This is a genomic window from Candidatus Frankia alpina (assembly GCF_902806485.1).
GTDB lineage: Bacteria > Actinomycetota > Actinomycetes > Frankiales > Frankiaceae > Frankia > Frankia alpina.
In genome coordinates this window covers 1-1,247 of record NZ_CADCWT010000476.1, presented here as the reverse complement: position 1 = coordinate 1,247, position 1,247 = coordinate 1, and the positions used below count along the sequence as shown (strand labels likewise).

1 protein-coding gene is annotated in these 1,247 nt (G+C 65.7%); it reads left to right on the top strand.

The window, feature by feature from the left end:
* Positions 1 to 538: 538 nt before the first annotated feature.
* Positions 539 to 1,247: vWA domain-containing protein (locus G6R25_RS24040; RefSeq protein ID WP_163554659.1), on the top strand; the 709-nt coding region annotated here is incomplete at its 3' end.

Here is a 1,247-nt window from a genome sequence, read left to right as displayed (position 1 = left end):
GGACACTCACACCCCGCAACAATTACCCAACCTCACAAATCGTTGCCGGGAATGGCTCATTACCCGCCGCCGTACCAGTGGCCGAGGCTCAGATCCCCCTACCGTCAGCCCCCGCCATACCAGCCGCCCAGAACCGGGCAGCACTACCAGCAGCCCGCACCTCCTCCATACCAGACCGGCCCGGTGATGCCGCCGCATCCGTACCAGGCGCCCGGATACGGGCTGCAGTACCAGCCCGGGCCCTCACCCGGAAACCCGGGCGTCGGCGGCCGAGTGCCCGCCGGCTGGTTCGCGCTCACGGCTCTGCGCGGCAGGTTCGGCTGGTATGCCATCGGACTGTCGGCAATATGCTACTCGCCCTTCGGTCTTGGCTACTGCATCCTCGCCCTGATCCAATTGCGCGGCGTCAGTCCCGCGTCTTATCCACAAGTCCAGCGGACGCGTATATCGCTCATTGCCTTCGCGGGTCTTTACCTGCTCGTGGTGGCTTTATCCATCAAAGCTTCCGGCTAACCCCGAGAACGCGAAAGGATTCCGCGTGGCCGACGAGAGTTCCGAGCTCTACACGATATTTCCGGTCTTCATGGTTCTGGACGTGAGCGCGTCCATGGCCGGCGGCCCGTTGGAGGCGCTCAACGATTCCCTGCCGGCGCTGCAGAAGGAGATGCAGTCCAATCCGACGGTCGGCAAGATCGCCCGGATCAGCATCGTCACATTCTCCGACGTGGGGCGGACCGTCGTGCCGCTGTGCGACCTGGCCGAGGTCTACCTGCCAGAACTCATGGTCGAGGGCGGCACGAACTTCGCCGCCGCGTTCCAGGAGACCCGGCGGGCGATCGAGGGAGGCCTGCGGTCGCTGCCGAAGGGGACGCCGATCTACCGGCCGGTGGTGTTCTTCATGAGCGACGGGGAGCACCAGGCACCGGGAGACTGGTCCGCGGCGCTCAACGACCTGCGGGACCGGTCGTGGCGGTTCGCCCCGGAGGTGGTCGCGTTCGGCTTCGGCGACCAGGTCAACGTCGACAGCATCCGCCGGATCGCGACCCGCTTCTCCTTCCTCGCCAAGGACGCCGACCCCGCGACGCAGGTCCGGGAAATCATGAATGCCCTGATCGGCAGCATCCGGACCACGTCGACGAGCTTCCGCGACCCGAGCCAGGCCGATGGTCTGCACCTGGAGACACCCACCGAGTTCTTCACGCCGCTCCCACCGATGACATTGAGCCATTCCCGGCGTCGATTTGTGA